At 71.9% G+C, this 25,345-nt stretch carries 17 protein-coding genes; 7 read left to right on the forward strand and 10 right to left on the reverse strand.

Features of this window, described 5'->3' with window-relative positions:
• Positions 1–6 precede the first annotated feature (6 nt).
• Entirely contained in the window at positions 7–759 is a 753-nt protein-coding gene (locus tag AB0E24_RS15560) for a FadR/GntR family transcriptional regulator (RefSeq protein WP_359377391.1), read from the reverse strand.
• A 199-nt stretch (positions 760–958) separates the two neighbouring features.
• On the opposite strand from AB0E24_RS15560, the gene AB0E24_RS15565 reads away from it, so the two are divergent.
• Positions 959–2,104 carry an aminotransferase class V-fold PLP-dependent enzyme gene (locus tag AB0E24_RS15565; RefSeq protein WP_359377395.1) on the forward strand — a complete coding sequence of 382 codons (1,146 nt, stop codon included), beginning with the start codon at positions 959–961 and terminating at the stop codon, positions 2,102–2,104.
• A gap of 63 nt (positions 2,105–2,167) precedes the next feature.
• Positions 2,168–3,682 (forward strand): APC family permease, encoded by a 1,515-nt coding sequence (locus AB0E24_RS15570; RefSeq protein ID WP_079257556.1) that lies wholly within the window; start codon positions 2,168–2,170, stop codon positions 3,680–3,682.
• A gap of 58 nt (positions 3,683–3,740) precedes the next feature.
• Here the strand turns inward: AB0E24_RS15570 and AB0E24_RS15575 are convergent, their stop codons facing one another.
• The 3 genes from AB0E24_RS15575 to AB0E24_RS15585 all read right to left on the reverse strand — a co-directional run bounded on the left by AB0E24_RS15575 (position 3,741) and on the right by AB0E24_RS15585 (position 7,452).
• Positions 3,741–4,853, reverse strand: coding sequence for an ArsR/SmtB family transcription factor (locus tag AB0E24_RS15575; protein WP_359377398.1), 1,113 nt, complete (start codon positions 4,851–4,853; stop codon positions 3,741–3,743).
• A gap of 414 nt (positions 4,854–5,267) precedes the next feature.
• Positions 5,268–6,785 carry a sensor histidine kinase gene (locus tag AB0E24_RS15580; protein WP_359377401.1) on the reverse strand — a complete coding sequence of 506 codons (1,518 nt, stop codon included), beginning with the start codon at positions 6,783–6,785 and terminating at the stop codon, positions 5,268–5,270.
• Positions 6,772–7,452, reverse strand: a complete 681-nt coding sequence (locus AB0E24_RS15585) for a response regulator transcription factor (protein ID WP_079257558.1) — start codon at positions 7,450–7,452, stop codon at positions 6,772–6,774. Before AB0E24_RS15585 ends, AB0E24_RS15580 begins: the two co-directional genes overlap by 14 nt.
• 128 nt (positions 7,453–7,580) lie before the next feature.
• Between AB0E24_RS15585 and AB0E24_RS15590 the strand changes: the two genes are divergently transcribed.
• From AB0E24_RS15590 to AB0E24_RS15605, 4 genes are all read left to right on the forward strand, one after another.
• Positions 7,581–9,110, forward strand: coding sequence for a glycosyltransferase family 39 protein (locus AB0E24_RS15590; RefSeq protein WP_359377404.1), 1,530 nt, complete (start codon positions 7,581–7,583; stop codon positions 9,108–9,110).
• A 26-nt stretch (positions 9,111–9,136) separates the two neighbouring features.
• Positions 9,137–10,333 carry a helix-turn-helix domain-containing protein gene (locus tag AB0E24_RS15595; RefSeq protein WP_359377407.1) on the forward strand — a complete coding sequence of 399 codons (1,197 nt, stop codon included), beginning with the start codon at positions 9,137–9,139 and terminating at the stop codon, positions 10,331–10,333.
• A 102-nt stretch (positions 10,334–10,435) separates the two neighbouring features.
• Complete coding sequence (locus AB0E24_RS15600) at positions 10,436–11,035, forward strand: hypothetical protein (protein ID WP_102934609.1); 600 nt, start codon at positions 10,436–10,438, stop codon at positions 11,033–11,035.
• A complete protein-coding gene (locus AB0E24_RS15605) occupies positions 11,032–11,211 on the forward strand; it encodes a hypothetical protein (RefSeq protein WP_147966539.1) in 180 nt (59 codons plus the stop codon). Before AB0E24_RS15600 ends, AB0E24_RS15605 begins: the two co-directional genes overlap by 4 nt.
• 132 nt (positions 11,212–11,343) lie before the next feature.
• Here the strand turns inward: AB0E24_RS15605 and ppdK are convergent, their stop codons facing one another.
• Entirely contained in the window at positions 11,344–14,070 is a 2,727-nt protein-coding gene (gene ppdK / locus AB0E24_RS15610; protein ID WP_283886677.1) for a pyruvate, phosphate dikinase, read from the reverse strand.
• Between the two features lie 438 nt (positions 14,071–14,508).
• On the opposite strand from ppdK, the gene AB0E24_RS15615 reads away from it, so the two are divergent.
• Positions 14,509–15,954 (forward strand): MGH1-like glycoside hydrolase domain-containing protein, encoded by a 1,446-nt coding sequence (locus AB0E24_RS15615; protein WP_435865285.1) that lies wholly within the window; start codon positions 14,509–14,511, stop codon positions 15,952–15,954.
• Positions 15,955–15,996: 42 nt separating this feature from the next.
• Here AB0E24_RS15615 and AB0E24_RS15620 read toward each other — a convergent pair whose 3' ends face one another.
• The 5 genes from AB0E24_RS15620 to dusB form a co-directional block, all read right to left on the reverse strand.
• Positions 15,997–19,512, reverse strand: a complete 3,516-nt coding sequence (locus AB0E24_RS15620; RefSeq protein ID WP_359377415.1) for an SAV_2336 N-terminal domain-related protein — start codon at positions 19,510–19,512, stop codon at positions 15,997–15,999.
• Positions 19,509–20,471 (reverse strand): AAA family ATPase, encoded by a 963-nt coding sequence (locus AB0E24_RS15625; RefSeq protein WP_102934612.1) that lies wholly within the window; start codon positions 20,469–20,471, stop codon positions 19,509–19,511. The genes AB0E24_RS15620 and AB0E24_RS15625 overlap by 4 nt, the downstream gene beginning before the upstream one ends.
• A 15-nt stretch (positions 20,472–20,486) precedes the next feature.
• Positions 20,487–22,724: a VMAP-C domain-containing protein gene (locus AB0E24_RS15630; RefSeq protein WP_359377418.1), complete on the reverse strand. Its 2,238-nt coding sequence runs from the start codon at positions 22,722–22,724 to the stop codon at positions 20,487–20,489.
• Entirely contained in the window at positions 22,721–23,968 is a 1,248-nt protein-coding gene (locus AB0E24_RS15635; RefSeq protein WP_359377421.1) for a lipase family protein, read from the reverse strand. Before AB0E24_RS15635 ends, AB0E24_RS15630 begins: the two co-directional genes overlap by 4 nt.
• Before the next feature lie 90 nt (positions 23,969–24,058).
• Complete coding sequence (dusB, locus tag AB0E24_RS15640) at positions 24,059–25,219, reverse strand: tRNA dihydrouridine synthase DusB (protein WP_093707525.1); 1,161 nt, start codon at positions 25,217–25,219, stop codon at positions 24,059–24,061.
• Positions 25,220–25,345: the final 126 nt, after the last annotated feature.

Genomic DNA, 25,345 nt, shown 5'->3' on the forward strand with positions numbered 1-25,345 from the left:
CGCTGATCAGCGGGCCGGGCCGCCGTCCGGCAACGGGTCACCGCCCGGCGGCGGGGCGTCGTCCGGTCCCGCGCCGTCATCCGGCAGCGGGGCGTACCGCCGCAGCCAGACCTCCGTCTGGGACAGATGCGCGGTGGCGGCCGCGGCGGCGGCCGCCGGATCGCGGGCGGCCACGGCGTTGATCAGCGCCTCATGGCCGAGGTCGCTGGCCAGCCGGATGGTGTCGGCTTCGGGGGCGCCGTAGATGCTGTAGTGGCTGCCGCGGGCGCGCAGCACATCGGCGAGGGCGGCCAGCGCCTCATTGCCGCTCGCCTCGCAGAGGGTGGAGTGGAACTCCCGGTCCAGCGCATGCCGTTCGGCCTCGTCCTCGGACCGGGCCAGCCGCTTCTGCACCTCGCGCAGCCGCGCGATCACCCGCTCATCGGCGCGGGCGGCGGCCAGCGCGGCGGCCTGGGCCTCCAGGGGGCGGCGGACGTCGAAGAGCTCCAGCAGCCCACCGAGCGGCAGGACGTCCACGGTCGCGGCGAACCCGGCCAGCATCTGCCCGGGGCGCAGCGCCGATACGAAGGTGCCGGCGCCGTGGCGGGACTCCAGCATCCCGAGGGCGGCGAGCGAGCGCACCGCCTCGCGCAGCGAGCCGCGCGATACGCCGAGCCGCGCGCAGAGTTCGGGCTCGGCGGGCAGCTGCTGACCGGGCGCCAGCTCACCCTTGGCGATCATGGCGCGCAGCCCGTTCGCCGCCTCGTCGGTCGCGGCCATCCCGCCACCCCTTTCCGACCGGCTCCAGCCGAAGTCATCAGATGACTCCATGTTACCGCCCGCCTTCGTTACCCCCAATTTACGTCGAGGGCCTGTTCAGAACGGCATGGCGCATCTACGGTTCCCGGAAGCTGAGCAAAGTCATCGGACAACTCGGCAAGCAAACCTCTCAGCCCCACCAGCCAACCGGAAGGGACCCATGGCCGCCGCCCCGTCGCACTGGACGCTCGATCCCTCGGTCGTCCATCTCAACCACGGCTCGTTCGGCGTCGTGCCGCGCACCGTTCAGGACGTCCAGCGGGCGCTGCGCGAGGAGATGGAGACCAACCCGGACGCGTGGTTCCGGGACCTGCCCGACCGGGTGGGCCTGGCCCGCGCCGCCGTGGCGCGGTTCCTGCGGGTCCCGGCTGAGCACACCGCCCTGGTGGTCAACGCCAGCGCCGGGGTGAGCACCGTCCTGGGCAGTCTGGCGCTGCCGCCCGGCGGCGAGGTGCTGCTGACCGACCACGCCTACGGCGCGGCGGCGATGGGCACGGTACGGGCCGCCGAGCGGGCCGGGGCCCGGGTGCGGACGCTGCACATCCCGCTGGAGTCGACCGCCGAGGGGATCGCGGCCATCTTCGAGGGCGCGCTGACCGAGGCCACCGCGCTGGTGGTCGTGGACCAGATCACCTCGGCCACCGCCCGGCTCTTCCCGGTGGCGGAGATCACCCGGCTCGCCCATGCCGTCGGGGCGAAGGTCCTGGTCGACGCGGCGCACGCGCCCGGCATGCTGGCCGATCCGGTCGGCCTGGCCCAGGGCGCGGACTTCTGGGTCGGCAATCTGCACAAGTGGTGCTGCGCCCCGCGCGGTACGGCGGCGCTGGTCGCGAGCGGGCCAGGCGCCCAGGACCTGTGGCCGCTCACCGACTCGTGGGGTGCCCCGGACCCCTTCCCGCAACGCTTCGACATCCAGGGCACCTTGGACCTCACCGCCTGGCTCGCGGCGCCGCGTTCGCTGGAGTTCATCGAGGAGACGTACGGCTGGGACCTGGCCCGCGCGCGGATGACCAAGCTGGCCGAGGTGGCCCAGGGGATGCTGGCCGACGCCCTGGGCGCGAACCTGACCGCCGTCAGGTTCGGCGAGGCCCCGGCGATGCGGCTGGTCCCGCTGCCCGCCGGTCTGGCCACCGACCACGAGGCCGCCCAGGCGCTCCAGCGGCGGATCGCGGTCGGCACCGGCTGCGAAACCGCGATCACCTCCTGGGACGGCCGGGGCTTCCTGCGGCTCTCGGCCCATCTCTACAACACCGTTTCCGACTACGAGCGACTGGCCGAGTGCCTTCCCGGGGTGCTCAGGGCCTGAGCGGCGCCGATGACGTCCGGTGCGGTTCGGGTGCGCCGGGCCGACGAAGGAGTGACCACCGCCATGCGCAACAAATCCATCGAAGCGACCATCGAGGACGCCGCGAGCCCGGAGACGCGGCTGGCCCGCGCCCTGGGCCCGCTCCAGCTGACCCTGATGGGCATCGGCGTCACCATCGGCGCGGGCATCTTCGTGCTGACCGGCACGGCGGCCGCGAACTACGCCGGGCCGAGCATCGCGATCTCCTACACCATCGGCGCGGTCGCCACGGCCCTGGTGGCGCTGTGCTACATGGAGTTCGCCAGTACGGTCCCGGTCGCGGGCAGTGCCTACACCTTCGCGTATGTCTCGCTCGGGGAGCTGGTGGCCTGGCTCATCGGCTGGGACCTGATCCTCGACATGACGATGGGCGCGGGCGCGGTGGCCAGTGGCTGGTCCCAGTACGTCACCGACTTCCTGGCCACCTTCGACATCCACATCCCGGCCTCCGTCTCCGGCCCCGACGCGGCCGTCAACGTCCCGGCCGTACTGGTCATCCTGGTGCTCACCGCCATCCTCGCCTCCGGGGTGCGCACCACCTCCCGGATCAACACGGCGATGACGATCGTGAAGCTCGCGGCCATCGTCATCTTCCTGGCGATCGGGGTGACGCATGTGGACGCGGCCAACTGGTCGCCGTTCATCCCGGCGTCCCAACCGGTGGGCGGCGACGGCGACATGTGGCAGCAGCCGCTGCTGGGCTGGGCCGGGCTGGGCGCGGACGCCACGTTCGGCATGGCGGGGATCCTCACCGGCGGCGCGATCATCTTCGGCGCGTACTCCGGTTTCGACATCATGGCCAGCAACGCCGAGGAGGCCAAGCGGCCGCAGCGCACCCTGCCCATCGCGCTGCTGTCCACCGTGGCCGTCTGCGCCGTGCTCTACGTCGCCGTCGCCCTGACCGTGACCGGGATGCAGCACTACTCCAAGCTGGACAACGCCGCCCCCATCACCGGCGCGTTGAAGGCGGCGGGTGCGGACTGGGCGGTGCGGATCGTGGGCATCGGCGCGATCTGCGGGCTGACCACGGTCGTGATGATCATGCTGCTGGGGCAGAGCCGGGTGTTCCTCGCGATGAGCCGCGACCGGCTGCTGCCCGAATGGTTCTCCCATGTGCACCCGGTCACCCGCAGCCCGCGCCGGATCACCTGGACCCTCGGGCTGATGGTCGCGTTCATGACGGCGGTGCTGCCCATCGGGGACCTCGCCGAACTGGGCAACATCGGCATGCTGACCTCCTTCATCGTCGTCTGCGTCGGAGTGGTGTACCTGCGCCGCTCCCGCCCCGATCTGCGGCGCGGCTTCCGCACCCCGTGGGTGCCGGTCGTCCCCGCCGTCGCGGTGCTGCTGTGTCTGCTGCTGGTGGGCAATCTGCCGCTGATCACCTGGGCGCGGTTCCTGGGCTGGATGGCCGCCGGGCTGCTGATCTACCTCTGCTGGGGCCGCCGCCACAGCAAGGTGGCCACCGGCGAACTCGCCACCGGGGCCACACCGGGGAAGGCGGACGACCACGAGATGGCCGACGGCCGGAAGGCGTAGGACCGGGCAACCGGGGGGCCGGGGGCCCAGGGCCGAGGAAGCCGGGGGCCGGGAAGCCTCATCCGCGACCTGCCGACGGGCCCCGCCCGCTCGTGACGACCGGCGGCAGCGGCGCCGGTGGGCCGAAGACCCGCTCCCCCGCCGCCCCGCCGCGCAGCAGCGCCGCCCCCAGCGGGGTCAGGGTGTGCAGGACGGCGCCGCCCTGCCGCAGGGTGTGCACCAGGCCCGCCTCGCGCAGCACACTGGCGTGCTGGCTGGCCGAGGCCAGCGATACGCCGACCCTGCGGGCGAGTTCACTGGTCGTACAGCCGCCGCCGACCTCCAGCAGCACCGCCGAGCGGGTGTGCCCGACGAGCTTGCCGAGCGTCCGGGCGGACCCGGCCCCTGATCCGGAGCCGGACCCGGCCCTGGCACCGGCCCCGGACGCGACGGCGGGCAGCTGTCCGGTGCGGAGCGAAAGGCCGCACCGGGCGTGTTCGACGGGGTAGACCAGAACGGGTGTCAGATCCGGATTCCGGAAGGTCACCGGCGTCCCCCGGCAGAAGAACGACGGCAGCAGCAACAGCCCCCGTCCGCGCAGCCACAGCTCGCGGTCCACCGGATAGTCGACCTCCAGCACGGGCGCCCGCCACCGCATCGTCGGCGGCAGCGAGGCCAGCAGCCCATCGGCGCCCCCGTCCAGCAGCGCGCGGCCCCGGGCCACCCGGTCGGCCTCGATCCGGGCCTGGATATGCGGCCAGTACGGGGCGACTGCGGCCTGGTGATAGGCACGCAGCGTGCTGATCAGCCGGTCCAGCGACTTGCGCTCGCCCTGCGCCAGATCCCGTATCCACCCCGGGAGCGCCCGCGCCGCCGGAAGCCCGGACAGCTCCGCGTTCAGCCGCTCCCCCGGTATGGCGCGCAGCGCGGACATCGCGGCATCGCAACCGATTACCCCTTCGGCGGGTGTCAGGAAGTCCGGGAAATAGCCGCGCGACGGAATGAGCGGCGCGAGCAGCCGCGCTTCACCGTTGAGTCGGTTTCGCGCCTCGGAACGCCATTTCCCGTATACGGTCTCCGCCCGGTTCTCCCGCAGCCGATGGAAACTTAAAACGGTTTCCCAGAGCGCGTCCGGGCGAACCGCCACCCGCACCCGGGCCAGATCGAGTTCACTGAAATGAACACGGAGCACCAGACCCCCACACGTGACATTATGACCGCCCCCCGATCACCGTTGAGTATGCACGCTGGCACGGTCAGTGACCACGCCCTTTTGGCCAGATGTGAAACGGGGAGCGACGCGGAGCCCGGAACAGGAAAGCTGTTCCCCAGGAAAACCGGGGGCCGCCGGTAAAGACATACGGGGGCCGTCCGGAATTCAACAGGCGGTGCCCGGAGCCAGTTTGCTCGTTCCCGTGGGGGGTGACGAGTACGTTACGGCGACTGGGCACTTGTGTTGCCGCACGTAGCCGATGCGCGCGGCAACAGCTCCCGTGGGGGGAGTGGGAGGGGGCGGCACCTCCGCACAAGGTGCCGCCCCCTTTGAGTTCCGGGGACGCTCGCGACAGAGGTGTCGAGGAAGCGCGACGACCGCCAGGTCAATGTGTCATTTCTCGGCCGGAGCCGGGGCCGGGGCTCGGGGAAGGCGTAGCCGAAAGCATGCTCCGAGGGTCCGGGGGGTGAGGGTGAGGGTGCCTCGGTGGCGGTGGGCCAGGTCGCGGGCGATGGCGAGGCCCAGGCCGGTGCCGCCGTGGTCACGGGAGCGGGCGTCGTCGAGTCGGACGAAGCGTTCGAAGATGCGCTCGGCGTCCTCGGTGGGCACGCCCGGTCCGTCGTCGTGCACCGTGAGGACGACCCAGGCGTCCTGGCTCCGGATGGTGACCTGGATGCGGTGTGCGGCGTGGCGGGCGGCGTTGTCGATGAGGTTGCGCAGCAGCCGTTCGCATTCATCGGGGTTTCCGTGTACGTGTGCGGGGGCGGTGCTGTCGCAGGTGAGGGCCAACGGTCTTTCGGTGAGGGGGTATTGCTCGGTCAGCCGGGAGGCGAGGGCTGTCAGGTCGACGGTTTCGGGGTCGGCTGTGGGGGCGCGGGTGTCGAGGCGGGCGAGGAGCAGCAGGTCTTCGGCGAGGGCCTGGAGGCGGCGGGTCTGCCGTGCGGCGGTAGTGGCCGCGGCGGGCCAGTCGGTGCGTTCCGGGTAGGCGAGCGCGACTTCCAGGCTGGCCAGCAGTGTGGTGAGGGGGCTGCGCAGTTCGTGGGCGGCGTCCGCGACGAAGCGGCGTTGCTGGGCGGCGGCGTTGTCGAGGCGCTGGAGGGTGGTGTTGATGGTGGTGGCCAGGGCGGTGATCTCGTGTCCCGTGGCGGGGACGGTGACGCGTTCGCGGGGGTCGTTCGCGGTGACCGAGGCGGTGAGGACGCGGATGGCCTCGACCGGCCGCAGCGCGATGCGGACGGTGAAGTAGGCGATGGCAGCGATCAGTACGAGGCCGACCAGTCCGGCCCGCAGGAGCAGAACATCAGTGGTCTTGGTGATCGACTCGGCGATCTCCTCGGCTGCGTGCGGGAGCACCACCACATAGACCCGAAGTTGGGCGTCGGGAGCGATGCCGAGGGCGGCGACTTTGTCGCTGCTCAGTTTATCGGCCCTGACGTCGTCGTACATGCCCAGGTAGGTCCCGCCGTCCTTGCCGAACCGGTCCCAGGGCTTGGCGTCGTGGCGCGCCGGTATGTCCAGGGGACAGTTCGTATAGCCCCAGGCCGCCCCGTCATCCGGTGGGGCGGGCACCTCGGCCTTCGGTGGGGCGGGCAGCACATGGCGGGTGCCGGGGTCGAACTCCTCCATGCCTCCGCCGTAGGCGACAGCGGCGCGGCGGCCGGTCGCGACGACCTCGTACGGCACAGTGCTTCTGCGAACCGGAACGCTTCCCTCCTTCAACTGATCGACGAGAGCCAAGAGATGTGTCTGGGCTTGTCGTTCGGCGATCTGCGCGCTCTGGCGGTAGACGTCGTGGTGTACCCACCAGCCGGTGCCGACCAGGATGACGGCGGCGGCCGAGGCGGCGGCCAGGGCCGCGCGAGCTCGTACCGAGCGCGGCCACCAGCGGCGTCGCGGCTCAGTCGCGTTCACGGTCGTCCACCAGCCGGTAGCCGGTGCCCCGTACGGTCTGGAGGGACTTCCGGTGGAACGCGGCGTCCACCTTCTTGCGGAGGGCGCTGACGCGCGCCTCCACCAGGTTGGGATCCTCGGCTTCGTCGGGCCACGCGTGATAGAGCAGATCCGATTTGGAGACCGCCTGGCCCGCCCGGCGGGCCAGCAGCTCCAGCACGGCGAACTCCCGTGGCGTGAGTTCCACCCGGGTCCCGGCCCGGCGGCAGACCCGGCCGGCGACATCCAACGAGAGGTCGCCCACGGCAAGGACAGGCGGGGCGACCGCGGCGGCTCGTCTGACCAGGGCCCGCAGCCGGGCGACGAGCACCGTGTAGGAGAAGGGTTTGGCCAGGTAGTCATCGGCCCCCGTGTCCAGGGCCTCCGCCTGATCCCACTCCCCGTCCTTGGCGGTGAGTACCAGGATGGGCGTCGCGTTGCCCTCCCGGCGCAGCTGGGCGCAGACCTTGTAGCCGTTGAGTCCGGGCAGCATCAAGTCCAGTACGACAAGGGCGTATTCGCCGGTCCGGGCCATCCACAGACCATGTCGGCCGTCATGGGCGAGGTCGACGCTGTAGCCCTCGGAGGTCAGACCGGTGTGCAGGGTGTGGGCGAGGTCCACCTCGTCTTCGACCACCAGGATGCGCATGGGGTGCAGCCTCGCACAGCGTCGGCCCGCCTTCCTGATCGGCCGGTCAGGTTGGATCAGCAACCGGTCAACGAGGTCCCGGCACGCTGGCGGAATGTCCTCGCCACTGCTGAAAGGCCCTGTCGCCGATGTCCGTTGACGCACATGCCCGCGCCGTGGCCACGACGGTTTCCCCTCCCGTACCCGCCCGTCGACCCTCACCGGGCCCGGCCGAAGCCGTCGTCGTCATCGCGCCCTTGTCGCTGACCATCGCTCTGGGGCTCTGGGGTATCCGCAGGCAGAACACCATGTGGGGGGACGAGTCCGTCACCTATCAGCTCGCGCACCGCGATCTTTCCCAGATATGGCACACCGCCCAGCACATTGATCTGGTCCATGCCCTGTACTACGCCGTGATGCATGAGATCTTCGGTCTCTTCGGCGGAGGGCTGCTGACGTTGCGGCTGCCGTCCGTGCTGGCGATGTCCGTGGCGGCGAGCGGAGTCGGGCTGCTGGCGCTACGCCTGGCGGGACCCCGTGCCGGGCTGCTGGCCGGGCTGGTGTTTCCGCTCCTTCCCCAGGTACAGAAGTACGCGCAGGAGGGCCGCTCGTATGCCATGGTCTGTGCCCTGGTCACCTGGGCCACCTATGCGCTCGTGGTCAGCGTCCCGCGGCGCGCCCGGTGGCGGTGGGCGGTCTATGGCTCCACCATGCTGCTGGCCTGTCTGCTCCATGAGTTCGCGGTCCTCGCCCTGGTCGCACACGGCGTCACACTGGTCGTCTCCCGTGTTCCACGACCGGTGATGAAGGCGTGGAGTGTGGCTGCCGCGGGCGTTGTGGCCGGGCTGTCGCCACTGGCGATCTACAGTGCGGGGCAGTCGGAGCAGGTGTCCTGGATCGGCGGACCGGTGCGGCTTCAATATTTCCTGGTGGTGGCGGTCATAGGCGTGGCGTGTGCCCGAGCGCCCCTGGGAGTGAAGGGGCCCGTACGGCTTTCCGCGCTGGCTGTGCCGATTCTTGTGCTTCCGGGCCTTCTGCTGCTGATCGCCTCGCTGGTCAAGCCCCTTTTCGTCGACCGGTATGTGGTCTACGGCAATATCGGAATCGCCGTGCTGCTGGGCGCTTGGATGGATTACTTCCACCGGCTCCGGCGGTCTTCCCGCCACGCGTGGATCGCGGTGGTCGCCGTACTGGCCGCGCTCGTCCAGCCGAGCCTGTCGCTGAGGACACCCCAGAGCCGGAGCAATGACGTCACCGCCATCGGCGCCACCGTACGCAAGGCAGGCCGTCCCGGCGACGGGCTGCTCTATCTCGCCGGCCAGCACCGGATCCTGACCGCGGCCAACCCCGAGGACACCCGTTTCCTGACGGATCTGGCCCTGGCACAGGACCCCGTTTCGTCGAACACACTCGCGGGTGTCGAGCTTCCCGCCCGGGAAATCGCGGCACGCATGCTGGAATTCGACCGGATCGTCGCGGTCCGCGCGGCGGGTGCGCACTCGCTGGGCGACCCGCGGGAGGAGGCGAAAACAAGCACCCTGCGGCGCCACTTCCGCGCGTACGGAACGACCCATGTCAACGGGGCGCGAGTGACCGTCTACGCCCGAGACCACGGCCCGTCCCCGAAGGCCGGTACCGATCAGCCGTACCGGCACCACCGCCCGCGGGTACCGTTCTGAGTGTCGAGGCCAGAACGGAGTTCACCATGCCGCAGAGCAATGAGGAACACACCGGCGCACGCATCGCTCGCACCCGCCGCGAACGCGACCTGACCCAATTGGGGCTGGCCATGCGCGCCAACGTCTCGAAGTCCCTGCTGTCCAAGGTGGAGTGCGGCCAGCGGCCCGCCTCACCATCGCTCATCGCGGCCTGCGCACGCGCGCTCAGCGTGACCACCTCGGATCTGCTCGGCCAGCCCTACACCCAGGAGCTTCGGCGTGAGCGGCTCGACGAGGTCATACAGCCCATCCGGGTCAGCATGGAGAACTGGGACATCCCCCTCGATTGGCAGGTGCCCGCCCGGCCGGTCGCGCTCATCCGTGCCGATATGGAGAAGGTCCTGGTACAGCGGCGGCAAGCCGAGTATCTGCCGATGGCCGTCGACCTCCCGGCGCTCATCGACGAATGCGTCCAGGCCATCCACACCGCCGGTGGCGAGGAGCGGCGCCAGGCCCATGAATGCCTGGCCTGGGCGTTCCGCTGCGTCTTCACGCTGGCCTGGTCCTTCGGATACGTGGACCTGGCCACCGTCGCGCTGCAACGCCTGGACTGGGCGGCACCCCGCGCCGACGAACCGGGCCTCGCCGCCATGTACGGCTATCTGCGCGCCCAGACCACCCTCTCGTCCAGCCGATACGACCTGGGCATGCGCGTCGTGGACAGCACTCTCCGGGACCTGGAGGGCCAGGACGCACGGCGCCCGCACGGCCTCGCCGCGATGGCCGGTGTCCTCCAGCTGCGGGCGGCCGTGATCGCCGGTCGGATGAAGGACCCCGACCAGGTCGAGGCCCGTGTGACCGAGGCCCGCGAACTGGCCCGACGAACCGGCGAGACCGCGGCCTACGGCGTCGGCTGGGGGCCGACGAACGTCGGCGTTCACGCCGTCGCGATCGCCTGCGACCTGGAGGAGTACGACCAGGCCGTCCAACTGGCGGACGACGTGCGCTTCCCCAACCGGTGGGACCGCTCTCGGGCAGGCCATCACTGGCTGGACCTGAGCAGGGCAAACGCATGGACCGGGAATTCCGCGCAGGCGCTCAGCTGCCTCCAGAAGGCACGCCGGACGGCCCCGCAGCAGACGCGCTACCACCCCACGACCCGCGAGACGGTCATCGCCCTGCGGTCACGCGAGCGGTCACGCGGCAGCGAACTATCCGAGTTCGCGAACTGGATCGGCCTGTAGCACGGGCAGTGGCCGTCAAGTTGCACTCTTCAGTGCAACTTGACGGCCCGCCAGGTCGACACGATGTGACGGTCAAGAAACACACCGTGCACGGAGCCGACCATGACGACGACCAGAACCCTGCCGTGGGCACCACCCAACACCGAGGACATCGAACCCTTACCGGTGGGCGAATGGTGGGACGCCATCTCCGCACCCACCCCCGTCGCGGACCGCGCCCTGGAACTGCTCGGCGGCCGGTCCGGAGCCGTCATCCAGGACGACACCTACGGCAAGACGTACTGGCTGATCGGCATCGACACCGCCCGCAGCTGGTGCATCCGGCGGATCCGCCTCCTCACCGCACTCGCGGACGAAACCACGCTCCTCGGCGTACCACCCGTCTCCTGGGGACCCGAGCACCGGACCCACTGGCGGATCCCCCTGGGCCCGAACCGGTATCTGACCGGCACCGATCAGCTGGCCCGCGCCCTGCGTCAGGCCGTCGACGAGGTCCTGGGCCCGGCACCGGACGGCCGTCAGCTCTGCCACCGCTGCCAACTCCCCACCGACGAACCGATCCCCATCGCCATCGAACACACCGGCAGCGTCGCCGCCACGACCATCTACGCCTGCCCCACCCACGCCCGGCATCACCCGCGCGACACCGTGGCCCAGGCCGCCGCCATGCGCCGCGCCCTCGACCAGGGCAGGGCCCGATGACCACCCCCGAAGAGCCCAAGGACCCGTTCGCCGACCAGGCATGGCGTGCCGCCATCGAGCACGCCGCGGGCTGCCCGGCCTGCCGGACCCCCGGCGCCGAGTGCGCGACCGGCGAGCGGCTGCTGCACGCCTACGAGGAGGCCGCACGGCAGGCCCGGACGGAGGAAGTCATGTAAGGCACCGCCGACGGACGAATAAGGGGGCGGCACCTCCGCACAAGGTGCCGCCCCCTTTGAGGTCCGGAGCCGAGGCCGGGGGTGAGGGTGGGTGTTCCCGGCGCCGGCTCCGGTGGCTTGATCCGCTGGTGGCTACCGGCTGTTGGCCGCCGCGCGGCCGGCCTCCAGGCGGGCCACGGGGATGCGGAACGGGGAGCAGGAGACGTAGTCCAGGCCCACCTCGTGGAAGAAGTGGACGGACTCGGGGTCACCGCCGTGCTCACCGCAGATGCCGAGCTTGAGGTCGGGGCGGGTGGCGCGGCCCGCGTGGGCGGCGTCGCGGACGAGGGCGCCGACGCCGTCCTTGTCGATGGTCTCGAACGGGCTGACGCCGAAGATGCCCTTCTCCAGGTAGGCGGTGAAGAAGCTGGCCTCGACGTCGTCGCGGGAGAAGCCCCAGACGGTCTGGGTGAGATCGTTGGTGCCGAAGGAGAAGAAGTCGGCGGACTCGGCGATCTGGGCGGCGGTCAGCGCGGCGCGCGGCAGTTCGATCATGGTGCCGAGGGTGAGCTTGAGGTCCACGCCCCGGGCCCGCTCGACCTCGGCGATGACCCGCTCGGCCTCCTCGCGGACGATCTCCAGCTCCTGGACCGTGCCGACCAGCGGAATCATGATCTCGGCGCGTGGGTCGGCCTTGGCGTTCCGGCGCTCGGCGGCGGCTTCGGCGATCGCCCGTACCTGCATGGCGAACAGCCCGGGGATGACCAGGCCGAGGCGCACCCCGCGCAGGCCGAGCATCGGGTTCTGCTCATGGAGCCGGTGGACGGCCTGGAGCAGCCGCAGATCGTTCTCGTTGTGGTCCTTGCGGGACTCGGCGAGCGCGACGCGCACCGAAAGCTCGGTGATGTCGGGCAGGAACTCGTGCAGCGGCGGGTCCAGCAGCCGGACGGTGACCGGCAGCCCGTCCATCGCCTCGAAGAGCTCGACGAAGTCGTCCTTCTGAAGCGGCAGCAGTTCGCCCAGCGCGGTGTCCCGCTCCTCCTCGGTGTGGGCGAGGATCAGCCGCTCGACCTTCTCCCGGCGCTCGCCGAGGAACATGTGCTCGGTGCGGCACAGCCCGATGCCCTGGGCGCCGAACCGCCGGGCGCGGGCGGCGTCCTCGGCGTTGTCCGCGTTGGCCCGTACGCGCAGCCGGCGCACCCGGTCCGCGTACGCCATGATCCGGTGCACGGCGCCCACCAGCTCGTCCGCATCGTCGGCGCCCGCGTGCATCCGGCCCTCGAAGTACTCCACGACCGGCGAGGGCACCACGGGGACCTCGCCGAGGTAGACCTTGCCGGAGGAGCCGTCGATCGAGACGACGTCGCCCTCCTCGATGACGAGGCCGTCCTTGCCGTCCCGGTCGGGCACGGTCATCCGGCGCCGCTTGGTGTCGACTTCGAGCTCCTCGGCGCCGCACACACAGGTCTTGCCCATGCCACGGGCGACGACGGCGGCGTGTGAGGTCTTGCCGCCGCGCGAGGTCAGAATGCCCTCGGCGGCGATCATGCCGTCGAGGTCGTCGGGGTTGGTCTCCCGGCGGATGAGGATGACCTTCTCGCCCGAGCGCGACCATTTGACGGCGGTGTACGAGTCGAAGACGGCCTTGCCGACGGCGGCGCCCGGGGACGCGGCGATGCCCCGGCCGATCTTCCGGACGCTGTCGCCGGAGGCCACCTCGTGGTCGAAGCGCGGGAACATCAGCTGGGCCAGCTGGGCCCCGTTGACCCGGCGCAGCGCCTCGGCCTCGTCGATCAGCCCCTGGTCGACCAGCTGGGTGGCGATGCGGAAGGCGGCCCCGGCGGTGCGCTTGCCGACGCGGGTCTGGAGCATCCACAGCTTGCCGCGCTCGATGGTGAACTCGATGTCGCACAGGTCCTTGTAGTGCGTCTCGAGGGTTTCCATGATCTGCATCAGCTGCTCGTAGGAGCGCTGGTCGATCCGTTCGAGGTCGGCCAGCGGCACCGTGTTGCGGATGCCCGCGACCACGTCCTCGCCCTGGGCGTTCTGGAGGTAGTCGCCGTAGACGCCCTGGTGGCCGCTGGCGGGGTCGCGGGTGAAGGCGACTCCGGTGCCCGAGTCGGGGCCGAGGTTGCCGAAGACCATGGAGCAGATGTTGACGGCGGTGCCGAGGTCGTGGGGGATGCGCTCCTGGCGGCGGTAGAGCTTGGCGCGGTCGCCGTTCCAGGAGTCGAAGACGGCCCGTACGGCGAGGTCCATCTGCTCGCGCGGCTCCTGCGGGAAGCCCCGGCCGGTCTCCTTGGCGACGATGTTCTTGAACTCGCCGACCAGCTTCTTGAGGTCGGCGGCGTCGAGGTCCACATCGACGGTGACGCCCTTGGCGCGCTTGGCGTCCTCGATGGCCTCCTCGAAGTGGTCGCCGTCCACGCCCAGCACGGTCTTGCCGAACATCTGGATGAGGCGCCGGTAGGAGTCCCAGGCGAACCGGTCGTCACCCGCCTGCGCGGCGAGCCCGGCCACGGACTGGTCCGAGAGGCCGATGTTGAGGACGGTGTCCATCATTCCGGGCATCGAGAACTTGGCGCCGGAGCGTACGGATACCAGGAGAGGGTCATCGGCCTGGCCGAGCTTCTTGCCCATCTTCGCTTCGAGCGCTTCGAGGTGCGCACTCACCTCGTCGCGCAGGGCCGAGGGTTCCTCACCGCTGTCGAGGTAGACCTTGCATGCCTCGGTGGTGATGGTGAAGCCCGGTGGCACGGGGAGACCGAGATTGGTCATCTCGGCGAGGTTGGCTCCCTTACCGCCGAGCAGGTCTTTGAGATCCTTGTTGCCCTCGGTGAAGTCGTAAACGAACTTCTGCTGATCTTGTGTTTCCGGCACGGGACTCGATCTCCTCGGCTCGGCTGCCCTGACGGCGGGGAGCGTACCCAGATCAAAGGCCCCTGAGTATGTGCACTCCACCGTCATACGGCTGTAACCACCCGCCTGCCACGTGTTCGAAAGTGTGGTGCCCGAACGAGGCCCCCTTGAGTCGCCTTCAAGGCTCGAACACACACCCACCCTCCGCCCGTGGTGGACGCCTGGAATTTCACTGTACGTAACCGATGGTTCGAGATGTCGAACATCAAGTGGGTGGCACTGAGTGCCACGCATTGGAGAGGTGAGCACAGCGGAGAACCGCCGCACCACCCCTCCGCAACCGCTCATCTGAGCGACACCCCGATCAGAGTGGCGAGAATCACGCCTTGTCACGGCCCATTGTCTCGCCTTTTGGATACAACGAGAGGGGCCCCGCTCAGATGAGCGATTCAGCGTTTCATGGCGTGGGGCGGCCGACCGCCCCCGGCCGGATCCGCCGAACCCCACGCGCGCACCGCGTGGCCCCGCCGCGCCGACGGGTATGTTGACGGTCGGACAGCACGAGGAGGGCTCTTGACCAGCGCACGGCCCGCCCCGACCGGCCTGGCGAGCGGCGCGCGGCGCGTGCTGACGGACAACTGGACCGGCTCCTCCACGGTCCCCGCACCCGGCCTCTATCCACATCAGTGGAGCTGGGACTCGGCCTTCATCGCGATCGGATCACGCCATATTTCGCCCCGGCGCGCCCAGCGTGAACTGGAAACCCTGTTCGCCGCCCAATGGGGTGACGGCCGGATCCCCCATATCGTCTTCAACCCGGCGGTGCCGCCCGCCGCCTACTTCCCCGGCCCCGGCTTCTGGCGCTCCTCCACCGCCGGTGCGGCCGCCGGCGCCCCGTGCGGCGTCGAGACCTCCGGCATCGTCCAGCCCCCGGTCCACGCGCTCGCCGCTCTGCTGGTGCACCGGGCCGATCCGCGCTCCTCGGCGCGCCACGCCTTCCTCGCCCGCGCCTACCCCCGGCTCGCCGCCTGGCACCGCTATCTGACCGGGGCCCGCGACCTGGGCGGCGGCGGGCTGGTGTCCGTGGTCCACCCCTGGGAGCCCGGGATGGACAACAGCCCCTGCTGGGACGCCCCGCTGGCCCGCGTCGAACCGGCGCCCCCGGGCACCTTCCGGCGCGCCGACCTCGACCACGGCGCGGCCTCCGACCGCCCCACCGACCTGGACTACGGCCGGTACGTACGGCTCGCGGCGGACTACCGGGACGGCGGCTACGCCGACGGCGGGGCCGGGCCGGCGTTCGTCGTCGAGGACCCCGGCGTCAACGCGCTGCTGATCGCCTCCGAGCACGCCCTGGCCGAGATCGCCGCCCTGGTGGGCGCGGACGCCTCGGTCCACCGGGACCGGGCGGCGCGTATGACGGCCGCTCTGGTGGACCGGTTGTGGGACCCGGCCGCGGGGCTGTTCCTGTGCCGGGATGTGCTCGGCGGCGGCCCGATCCGCGAGCTGAGCGCGGCGGGGCTGCTGCCGCTGCTGGTCCCCGGCCTGCCGCACGGCATCGCCGCCGCGCTGGTACGCACCGCCCGCGGCGCCCACTTCGGGCTGGGCCACCAGACGCGGCTGGTGCCCAGCTACGACCTGCTGGGCCCCGCCTTCGACGCCGCCCGCTACTGGCGCGGCCCCGCCTGGTTCAACGTCAACTGGCTGCTGGAGCGGGGGCTGCGGCAGCACGGTGAGTCCGCGTCGGCCGACGCGCTGCGCGCCGCAGCGCTGGAGACGGCGGTCGCGTCGGGCTTCGCCGAGTACGTCGACCCGTACACCGGCGAGGCGCGCGGGACACGCGGTTTCAGCTGGACGGCCGCGCTGGCGCTGGACCTGGCGGTGGCGGCGGGTCAGAGCGTCTGATCGCGCCCCCGGCCCCCGCAAACCGGCCGCGGTGGCGGCGGGTCAAGGCGCCTGATCGCCCCCGGCCTTCCGCAAAGCGGCCAGCGCCTCGCGGGTCTTGACGGTGCAGTTGTGCTCATCGCCGAGGACCCGCTCGCTGATCTCCAGCACGGCCCGCCACTCGGCCTCGGCCTCCTCCAGGCGGCCGAGGCCCTGGAGGGTGATGCCGAGGTTGTGGCGGGTCCACAGGGTGCCGATGCTCTCCGGGCCCAGCACCCGCAGCCGCCCCCTGACCGTCTCCCGGGTCTCCCGCTCGGCCTCGGTGAACCGGCCGAGGTGGTTGAGCACATATCCCCAGCTGTGCCGGGCCGCCAGCGTCGCCTCGGCCTCGGCGCCCAGCACCCGGGCGCGCCCCTGGGCCACCTGGCGGAACTCCGCCTCGGCCTCCTCGTAGCGCTCCTGGTCGCGCACCACCGCCGCCAGGTGCAGACGCGACGTCAGCGCGCCCGGGGCGTCGCGGCCCAGGACCCGGGCCTCCGCCTCCACCACCACGCGGTACTCGGCCTCGGCCTCCTCCCGGCGCTCCAGGTCGGCCAGGGTCCTGGCCCGGCCGCCCCGGGTCATGAGGGTCGCCTGGGTATCCGGTCCGAGGACCCGCAGCCACTCCTGGAGCACCTCGGTGTACTCCGCCAGTGCCTCCTCGTACCGCCCCGCCAGCCGCATGCTGGTCGCCAGGCAGTGGCGGGTGCTCAGGATGTTGGAGTGGTCCCGTCCGAACACGGGGACCTGCTGCTCCAGGAGTTCGCGGTAGATGGGCCGCGCCTCGTCGTAACGCTGCTGGTCCTCCAGGACGAACGCGCGCAGCCGTAGGGCGATGAGCGAGTCCTCGTGCCACTTCCCGAGCGAGCCGACCGTCTCCTCCACCAGCGTGTCGAGCTCGGCCTCCGCCTCGGCGTACCGGCTCAGGGCGCGCAGCCGGTGAATGCGGTTGCGACGGGCCCGGCGGATCCGCCAGTTCCACGGCTTCAGGCCCGCGGAGGTCCGCTCGACCAACTCCCGCCACAGCGCCTCGGCCTCTTCGTTGCGCTGTCTGGTGTCCAGGAGGTCGCCGAGCGCGTACTCCGCCGTCAGCAGGGCCTCGTCCAGCTCCGACTCCGCCGGGCGGCAGTCCTCGACCGCCGACCGCACCTCGGCCTCGGCCTCGTCGTACAGCCCGAGCCTGCGCAGCGCGGCGGCCAGCCAGACCCGCGCGGTGACGGTCCTGACATGCGCGGGGCCGTCCTGCTCCCGGCGCCCGGCGGCCACGGTCCGGAACTCCCGCGCGGCCTCCTCCACCCGCGCGAGGTCCAGCAGCACCCGCCCGTAGACCTGGCGCTTGGCCAGGAGGTGTGCCCGATGGTCGGTGCCTTCCCGGCGCTCCCACGCGTCGAGCAGGGTGCGGCACTCCTCCGCCGCCGCCTCCAGCCGCCCGGCGTCGTACAGCAGGTCCACGAGGTAGTCACGGGCGAAGAGCGTGTAGTCCTGCTCCTCGCCGTGCTCCCTCGTCGAGACCTCGACCACCGCGCGCAGCTCGCGCTCCGCCTCGTCGTGCTCCCCGAGCCTGTTCAGGGTGCGCGCCAAATGCCCGCGGAGATTGCGGGATTCGAGGTCCTCGGCGGACCTCAGCCCCGCGATCTGCTCCCGCGCCGCTTGTCTGAGCTCATCGGCGTAGGCCGGCCATCCGGACTTGACGAGCTGATAGGCGAGGTTGGGCAGCAGCCGCACACCCCACCAGCCGGATTCCTCGTTCCGCTCATCGGCCTTGTCCAGCACGTTGTCCACCTGCTCGCGCACCGACCTCGGCAGTCCGTCGTCGGCCGCGATCCGCCGCACCAGCGCGATCAGCGGCGGCTGGACGCGCTCGGAGGCGTAGGACCGGGGCGGGACGGCGCCGGCCGGGAGCGGGGCGGGTGCTTCGGCGGGCTGCCGTACGGGCTCCTCGGCCACCGGCTCCTCCTCACCCGCCTCCTCCAGCAGCCCCAGCCGCGACAGCAGCTCGGGGGAGGCCGCCGCGAACGGGCGGGCCTCCTCGGCGACGCGGGAGTCCCCGTGGCCGCCGGAGAGCCGGGCCCGGAACTCGGGGCCGCTGCCCTGCCGGTGCAGCAGGAACTCCGTGACCCGCGCCGCCGTCTCCAGCGCGTCCGACGTCCGGACCCCGTCGAGCAGCAGGTCGACGACGCCCGGGTGGAACTCGTACTCCTCCGCGCTCCCCTCCCGGCCGCGCAGCAGCCCGCCCAGGAACACCTCGGCCAGCTGCGCCGGGTGGAAGCGCTCCGCACGGCCCGCGCCCGCCTGGTGGATCAGCCGCATCACCGGCAGCGTCAGCGGATGGACGGTGGCCAGCGCCCCGGCCAGCCGCTGGGCCTCGGGCGAGGCCGCGCCCCGGAAGCGGCGCAGCCGCTCCTCGGCGGTCGGCCCGGGGACATGGGCCGTGGCCCGCGCGGCCACCGGCTTCTCCGCACCGTCCAGCAGCATCACCGGCAGCGGCTGCCCGCCGCCGCCCGTGCCGGTGAGCGCCGCCCACCCGCCCAGCTCGCCCTCGGCCAGCTCCAGCACCGGCACCGGGGTCTTGCCGTCGTAGGACACCAGGCCGCGCGGCAGCACCGGATGGCGCACGGACAGCGCACGGCCCGGCGCCCCCTCCCGGCCCCCGGCGTCGACCAGCAGCCGCTGGGTGGGCATACCGCGCTCGGGCCACATCCGCGCGGGCAGCGGCTGGAGGACCGCCACCGGCGAGTGGCGGGCCCAGCGCCGCAGCAGTCGCGGGATCGCGCCGCCGCGCCACCCCGGGCCCACCCCGTCCGAGAGGACCAGCATCACGGTGCGGCCGGAGGTGTCGGTGAGCTGGCGCGGGGTGCGGCGCGGGGCGCCGGGTGCGTAGGGGCGCGCCCTGAGCACCGGCTGGGACTCCTGGGCGCTGTCCATGCCGTAGCTCCGCACCGAGCGGAAGGCGCCCTGGCGCTCCAGGAGTCCGCGCACCTCGGCGGCGAGCTGCCGCCACAGCACCATCGACGGGCCGTCGTCCACGATGAGCGCGACGCTCAGCCAGCGCTCCGGGCGGGGGCGCAGCACCACGTCCGGCAGCCCGGTTTCGGCGATCCACTCGGCGGTGGCGGTCTCGTCGACGCGGAAGGACGTGCGGGACGGCACGCTGCGCCGCAGGGGCCGCAGCGCACGGGACAGCCCGCGCGTCCCGGGCAGCGCCCGGACGCCCCGGACGCCGACGGCGCGGGCCGGGCGGGCCGCGGTGGGGCGGGCGGCGCCGGGGGCGTAGAACCCGTCGGGGGCGAGCGGTCCGGGCTCGGGGTCGACGGCGAGCTGTGCCCCGGCGGGCTGCCGCTGGGCGCCCTTCGCGTCGTCCTCGCCGTCGGCCGCGCCGGAGGCGGGTCCGGCCGTCCCCGGGGGCGGCGTCCGCTTCCCGCCGTCCTCCTCGTCCCGTGCCGGGGCCGTGGTCGCGGCGAACCACAGGACGTCGCGCAGCTCCTCCTCGGAGAGCTCGACCCCCGCGTCCTCCAGCAGGGCCCACAGCCGCTCGATCATTGGGCGTCGACTTCGTTCAGCGAGCGGAACAGCTTGTCGAGGACGTCCTGGTCGACCCGCACCCCGGAGGACCGCAGCCGGACCGCGTTGAGCAACTGGTCGGTGGCCAGCTCCCGTTCGTTCCGCCGGTCCACGAAGTCGGCGATCAGCTGCTGGGCCCGTGCGCCGACCTCCTCGCCCAGATGCATGGTGACGATCTGCCGGAGCTGCCGCTCGTCGGGCTGCTTGAGGTCGAGCCGCACACAGCGGCGCAGGAACGCCGGGGGGAACTCGCGCTCGCCGTTGCTGGTGATGACGACGACGGGGAAGACGCCGCAGCTGACCCAGCCGCCGGTGATCGCGGCCTTCTCCCGGGAGCCGGCGATCTGCACCTCGATCGTCCGGCCCTCCCCAAGACGGGCCAGCTCCGGAATCTCGAACTCGCCCTCCTCGAAGACCGTGAGGAGGTCATTGGGCAGGTCGACATCGCCCTTGTCGAGCTCGTCCACGAGCAGAACCCGCGGCCTGTCCGCCGGGAGCAGCGCGGTGCCGAGCGCGCCGAGCCGCAGATAGTCGCCGATGTCCGGCTCGGATCCGGCGGTCTCGTCGGCGCGCCGCTTGAGGGAGGCTTCGCGCAGCCGGCCCACCGCGTCGTACGAATAGAGGCCCTCGGTGAGCGTGGAGCGGCTGTTGACCGGCCAGTGCAGCACCTCGCCCAGCATGAGTTCGCGGGCGATGGCGTGGGCGAGGGTCGACTTGCCGGTGCCGGGCCGCCCGGTGACCAGCAGCGGGCGGTGCAGATGCAGCGCCATGTTGACCACGTCGCGGTCCTCGTCGGAGATCAGGTACGGCAGCCCCCGCTCCTCGTCCCGGCGGCGGGCGTCGTCGCCGAAGCGCCGCCACGGCGGGGCGGTGGGCCAGGTCTCCACCTCATGGGGGTCGGTCGCGCCGCCCTGGAAGAGCCTCCAGTCCTGTGCCATCGTCTTCGTCTCTCCTCAGGGTGCGGACAGGTCGAGTTGGTCGGGGAGCGGACTGTGCGGATCGTCCCACAGGAGGGCCATATGCCTGCCGTGGTGGCTCTCGTCGGCCTCGCTCGCCGACCGGAGTCTGCGTAAGTGCTGGGGCAGGGACCGCAGCCGCTCGGTGCGGAGCAGGGTCTTCAACTCGGCCTGCGCGGCGTCGCCTTCGGCTTCGCCATGCCATATGAGGACGGGCACACCGCCGAACAGACAGGCGTTGAAGACCTCCTTACGGGCCCGCACCGGGGACGTCAGCACCACGCCAGGAGCGTCCTCCTGACCCTGGAGATCGCCGTTGACCTGCTTGAACGTGTCGTAGTGGGCGGGCAGCCAGTGCAGCTCCCCGGCATCCGCCGTACCGGCCTTCTCCCAGCGCCGCTCCCACAGATGCGGCTGGTGCTCCCGGAGTTCGGCGCAGCGCACGACGACCGGGTAGTCCGTGCCGAGCGAGCGCTCCAGGGGCCCCTCGGCGTCGAGCTGCCAGCGGTGCACGGCCAGTTCCAGATCGGTGGGGGTCACGAAGAACTCCACCAGTGTGTCGAGGGTGCGGGCATGCCTGCTCAGCAGGTGGTCCAGGCCACGCTGTATCTCCTCCAGGGAGGCGGGGGTGTCGGCCTTCGCCAGGGAGTTGACGTCGTCCCCGCGCCGCGACCAGACCTCATAGGTGCGCCGCTGCCCGTCCGCGCCCGGCGCGTGGAGCCTTATCTGGATCCTCCCCCGGCTATCGCCGGGAGGTGCCCCCTGGTCCGTGGCGGTGTCCGGGTCGGCCTTTACGCGCTCGGCGTGCTCCTGCGCCTCGCCGCGCCGTTCGTACAGCTGGCCCTCGAGATCGATCCGCCGGGCGCACTCCAGCGACCACGCTCGCAGTTCTCCCGCGACCGCTCCCCCGCACAGCGCGGCGAAGTGCTCCACGACACGCAGCAGCTGCGGGAGTTGTCTCGGCGGGGGGAGCAGCACCGCTTCGAGGTCGTCGACCAGCGCGGCCGGATCGAGGGACGACAGCGCCATGGTGGGGTACTTCTCGCGGGCGACCTCGGCGAAGTCGTACCGGGCCCGCTGGTCCAGACGGCCCAGCAGCGCGACCAGCTCGGTGTACTCGGCGTGGGTCAGCCACTGGTTCTGGAGGAGATGGCACGCCTTGCGGATCTCGGTGCGCGGCGGGGCGTGCGCGCTCAGCTCGGCGAGGAGGGTGACGGTGCCGTGCGGGTTCTCCAGCGCCCAGTCGACCAGCTCCTCGGCCGAGGGCGGCGTCGTGGGCGGGGCGGTGGCGAACTGCTCACAGAGCCGGGCGGCGACCCTGGCCGCCGATCCGGCCGCATCCGCCCCGAGCAGCCCGGACGCCTCCAGGACCAGCACCTCCCGGAACCGCCGCTTCTCCGGGTCGAGGGGCGGGGCGGGCGGGCCGAGCCGGACCATCCGCCCCTGCTCGTCCCAGTCGATGATGTGCACCGATGGGTACTGTCGGCCGCTGCCCGCCCCGTTCAGCCGGGCGAACTCGTCCCGCACGCCCTGCCAGACCCGGTCCAGGTCGAGCGCCGCCCCGGCCTCACCCTCCGCTTCGAGCTGCCGCAGCAGTACGGAGGTGAAGCGCCCGGTGCCGTCCCGCTCCATGGCGACGGCCCCGGCCTGGCAGGCCCGCATCCAGTAGACCGGCCGCTCGGGCTTGGTCTGGGGCCAGTCGGTGAGCGGCTGCGGGATGTCGGCCAGCTCGTGGGTGCCGGGGGGAAGGGCCTGCCGGCAGGCGTCGATGACCACGGTGACCCGCTCCACCGCGTCCCAGCGCAGATGGTCGGTGCGCACCAGATCGACCAGGCTGTCGGCGTCGAGCCCCTGGAGGTCGGTGTCCGAGGTCTCGGGATACAGCAGGCTCCACCGGCCGCCCCGCGTCTGCACCCCGTGCCCGGCCCAGTAGACCCACAGCCAGTCGTCGCCGTCGATGTGGCTGAGCCCCTCCCGGAAGACCTTGCGCACATCGGCGCGCTCCGCCGGGCGGTAGCCCGGGTGCGCCGCCTCCAGAGCCGCCCTGTTGCGCTCCATGGGCGAGGCCAGCAACCGGATGTTCTCCGGCGGTACGCCCCGCCCGGTCAGCCACTCCCGCATGCCGATGGCGTCCCGCACCGGGCCGTCGAGGTTCAGGCGGTCGCTGCCGTTGTAGCGCTCGACCGCCACCAGCACGGCATGGGTACGGCGCCAGTCGTGTTCGATCGCCGTCACGCCGGCAGCTCCGGGGCCAGCAGTTCGTAGAGCCTCCGGTGGGCGAAGTACGAGGTGTGGGCGCGCGGGAACGGCTGGCGGGTGTTGACGCGCAGATCGGTGATCCGGCCGGGGAAGACCTTCTCCCCGACGAAGCCGAGCAGGTCCTGCTCGTCGTGGACGTTGATCCAGCGGGGGAAGGCGCCGGGCAGCGGTTCGCCGCGGCGCAGCGCGGTGAGCGCGTCCAGCTCGTAGAGGAACGGCGCCTGCGAGCCGACCGTCACCAACAGCTCGACCCCGGCGGGCGGATCGGGCTCGGCGAGCAGATCGACACAGGCGATCCCGCCGAGGCTGTGGGCGAGCAGCACCACCGGGCCGTCCCCCGAGGCGACCGCGTCGCGCACGGCCGCCCGGATCGCGGCCCGCACCCCGGCGCCGCGCACCTGGTAGCGGAGGATGTCGCCACTGGCCGGGACGGCTCCCTCGGTGATGCCGCCCCGGAACGTGTGGGCCAGTGAAGACAGCGGCGAGAGGTAGGAGTTGAGCGCCCGTACGGCCACGCCCTTGGCTGCGCCGGCCATGAATCCGCCCCGTCCGGCGCCGCCCAGCTGATCGGTGAGCGCACCGACGACGGTGTCCCGGTCGGCGCCGTCCACCGCGAGCGGCTCCTCGTCGCCGTGCGGGCCCTCGGCCCGCTGGACGGCCAGGGCGTACACGGCGCGGGCGGCGATCGCCTCGATGCCGTCGGCGGGCGGAGTGCCGCCCAGGGTGCGGGAGATCTCCCGGGCCACGCGGCCACCGGCCGGGCCGAGGTGCGGCGCGAGGTCGGCCACCAGCTCGTCCAGGCTGCCCCCGCCGTCGCTCACCGCCGCCAGGCTCAGCCCGCGCGCCGTATCGGCGACGGCCTGCCAGGGGTCCTGACGGCCGGGGGCGAAACCGGCCCGCGCGCCCCCGCCGCGCCGCGCCTTCGCAGCCTCCGCGAACTCCCGCAGCTCCGCGAGCGGATCCACCTCCAGCAGCGCCCATACGGCCAGCGGATCGTCCTCGTCCAGCACCTCGTCACCGCCGGCGCCGCGGCTCTTCGACCGCGCCGGGATCGACGCCCCGTCGAGCCCCAGCGAGGCTCCGTGCTCCTCGCCCCAGAAACACCGGACGACCCGGATATCGGCTCTCACCCGCCCCAGGCCGCTCACGACCCGCGCGAGGCTCTTCTCATAGGACTTGGCCCGGACCCCCGTGCCGTGGACGAAGACGACGCTCGTCACCGATCCCCCCAGATCGTCTGGATTCCACCGCGACCACGAGCCCATCACTTTAACCGGTGATGACCCCGTGTGACCCCCGGACTACCAGCCTCAGCCGCCCGAGGTGTCCAGCTCGGCGTCCGCGCCGACCCCCGCGCGGTCGTACGGGTCGTCCAGCCAGCCGTCGGGCAGCACCACGCGGTTGCGGCCGGAGGTGCGGCCGCGCGGGCCGTCGGCGCCCGGGGGCCACTCCTGGTCCAGGTCCAGCTCGGCCAGCAGCGCGTCCAGCTCGGCGAGGGACGAGGTGATCGCCAGCCGCTTGCGCATCTCCGAGCCGACCGAGAAGCCCTTGGTGTACCAGGCGACATGCTTACGGAAGTCGATCACGCCGCGCTCCTCGTCCTCCAGCCACTCGGCGAGCAGCTCGGCGTGGCGGCGCATCACGGCCGCGACCTCCTTGAGCGTCGGCCGCGCGTACACCGGCGGCTCGGGACCGGGCTCGAACGCGGCCACCAGGTCGCCGAAGAGCCAGGGCCGCCCCAGGCAGCCGCGCCCCACGACCACGCCGTCACAGCCCGTCTCGCGCATCATCCGCACCGCGTCCTCGGCGGACCAGATGTCGCCGTTGCCCAGCACCGGGATCTCGGGGACGGCCTCCTTCAGACGGGCGATGGCCGCCCAGTCGGCGGTGCCGCCGTAGTGCTGGGCCGCGGTGCGGCCGTGCAGGGCGATCGCGGTCACGCCCTCCTCGACCGCGATCCGGCCCGCGTCCAGATAGGTGATGTGGTCGTCGTCGATGCCCTTGCGCATCTTCATGGTCACCGGCAGCGGGCCCGCGGCGGTCACCGCCTCGCGCAGGATCGAGCGCAGCAGATGCCGCTTGTACGGAAGCGCCGAGCCGCCGCCCTTACGGGTCACCTTGGGCACCGGGCAGCCGAAGTTGAGGTCGATGTGGTCGGCGAGGTCCTCGTCCACGATCATCTGGACGGCCTTGCCGACGGTCCCCGGGTCCACCCCGTACAGCTGGATGGAGCGCGGCTGCTCGGTGCCGTCGAAGTGGATCAGCCGCATCGTCTTGGCGTCCCGCTCCACCAGCGCCCGGGTGGTGATCATCTCGCTGACGAACAGCCCCCTGCCGCCCGAGAACTCCCTGCACAGCGTGCGGAACGGGGCGTTGGTGATCCCGGCCATGGGTGCGAGCACGACCGGCGGCCGGACCGTATGCGGTCCGATCCGCAGCTGCGTGCGTGGCGTTCGCGGCGTCTGGTTCATCGAGGTGAGCTTCCTCTGGCGTACTACGGTGGGAGGACGGGGCGGATCTCTCATTGTCCCGCACCCGCCAGAGGGACCGACAGGGCGGTTATGTCCGCCACACCGACGGTATCGATGTAGCGTTCA

Origin of the sequence: Streptomyces malaysiensis subsp. malaysiensis, from assembly GCF_040653035.1 — a bacterium.
GTDB classification, from domain to species: Bacteria; Actinomycetota; Actinomycetes; order Streptomycetales; family Streptomycetaceae; genus Streptomyces; species Streptomyces malaysiensis.

Excerpts from the sequence above, each read along its gene's own strand:
- AB0E24_RS15590 (WP_359377404.1), top strand. The coding sequence starts at position 7,581 with ATGTCCGTTGACGCACATGCCCGCGCCGTGGCCACGACGGTTTCCCCT.
- AB0E24_RS15560 (WP_359377391.1), bottom strand. The coding sequence starts at position 759 with ATGGCCGCGACCGACGAGGCGGCGAACGGGCTGCGCGCCATGATCGCC.
- AB0E24_RS15625 (WP_102934612.1), bottom strand. The coding sequence starts at position 20,471 with ATGGCACAGGACTGGAGGCTCTTCCAGGGCGGCGCGACCGACCCCCAT.
- AB0E24_RS15615 (WP_435865285.1), top strand. The coding sequence starts at position 14,509 with ATGGCGTGGGGCGGCCGACCGCCCCCGGCCGGATCCGCCGAACCCCAC.
- AB0E24_RS15620 (WP_359377415.1), bottom strand. The coding sequence starts at position 19,512 with ATGATCGAGCGGCTGTGGGCCCTGCTGGAGGACGCGGGGGTCGAGCTC.
- dusB (WP_093707525.1), bottom strand. The coding sequence starts at position 25,219 with ATGAACCAGACGCCGCGAACGCCACGCACGCAGCTGCGGATCGGACCG.
- AB0E24_RS15585 (WP_079257558.1), bottom strand. The coding sequence starts at position 7,452 with ATGCGCATCCTGGTGGTCGAAGACGAGGTGGACCTCGCCCACACCCTG.
- AB0E24_RS15605 (WP_147966539.1), top strand. The coding sequence starts at position 11,032 with ATGACCACCCCCGAAGAGCCCAAGGACCCGTTCGCCGACCAGGCATGG.
- AB0E24_RS15565 (WP_359377395.1), top strand. The coding sequence starts at position 959 with ATGGCCGCCGCCCCGTCGCACTGGACGCTCGATCCCTCGGTCGTCCAT.
- AB0E24_RS15570 (WP_079257556.1), top strand. The coding sequence starts at position 2,168 with ATGCGCAACAAATCCATCGAAGCGACCATCGAGGACGCCGCGAGCCCG.
- AB0E24_RS15595 (WP_359377407.1), top strand. The coding sequence starts at position 9,137 with ATGCCGCAGAGCAATGAGGAACACACCGGCGCACGCATCGCTCGCACC.
- AB0E24_RS15600 (WP_102934609.1), top strand. The coding sequence starts at position 10,436 with ATGACGACGACCAGAACCCTGCCGTGGGCACCACCCAACACCGAGGAC.